The sequence below is a fragment of the Flavobacterium xizangense genome (assembly GCF_054075145.1).
The window spans coordinates 1-238 of sequence record NZ_JBSIPG010000310.1; the positions used below are offsets into that span (position 1 = coordinate 1).

The window sequence follows — 238 nt, forward strand, 5'->3', positions numbered from 1 at the left end:
TGCGAGTAATTTTCTGGTCCTAAATTGTCTGCAGCAAATTTTAAATCGTTTGCAATTAAAGCATAAGTAACTTCTGGTGCTTGTCTTGGCAATTCAAACTCACTTGTTGTTACAGTATGATCTAACGGAACAATATCTCCGAACATTTTTGCAGCTTGGAAATGAAAGTGTGCTCTTAAGAAACGTGCTTCAGCTTCGTAACGAGTTTTCAAAGCAGTGTCTGCTCCCCAGTTTACTT

The 238-nt window shown here is 38.2% G+C and carries 1 protein-coding gene; it reads right to left on the minus strand.

Annotated features, from left to right (window positions below; translation table 11 throughout):
* Positions 1 to 238, minus strand: a 238-nt coding sequence (locus ACWA1B_RS23560; protein ID WP_456911116.1) for a RagB/SusD family nutrient uptake outer membrane protein, incomplete at both ends; no start/stop codon positions are given.